At 56.3% G+C, this 421-nt stretch carries 1 protein-coding gene; it reads right to left on the minus strand.

Annotated elements, in window-relative coordinates:
• Positions 1-229: hypothetical protein (locus E5331_RS20895; protein WP_275441328.1), on the minus strand; the 229-nt coding region annotated here is incomplete at its 3' end.
• Positions 230-421 lie beyond the last annotated feature (192 nt).

Genomic DNA, 421 nt, shown 5'->3' on the forward strand with positions numbered 1-421 from the left:
CCCTTTTGTTTGAAGCTCTTTGAGCTTCTCCGGCAGGGCTGGCCGTTTTTCGTGCTGTTCCACGACTGCGGCCATAAAGGGAGGATAAGGCAAGTGTGTAGTCAGCGGCAAGCGAGGGATACCCAAATTGTTTGAGGCACGAGAAGAATTTGTGGAGGCTCACGAGTGCGGACGCCGACCACAAGCGTAGCGTCACTTGACGGTCCTCCCGGACGCAGTAACTTCGCACGCCAAAACGCCTGTCCCTGCCGAGGCTCAAAATCTTCAAGGGAAAGAACCGGCCACCTTTGACCGTTGCCGTTTCAAAGTGCCAGCCTTGAAGCGGCCACAGTCATCGTTTGCAGACAGATATTCCAAAGAGAGGCGACAACGCGAGAGTCGAGCGAAGGCTTGCCCTCGCTTTGCTCTGGCGTTGTCGCCG

The sequence above is a fragment of the Lepagella muris genome (assembly GCF_004793975.1).
Taxonomy (GTDB): domain Bacteria; phylum Bacteroidota; class Bacteroidia; order Bacteroidales; family Muribaculaceae; genus Lepagella; species Lepagella muris.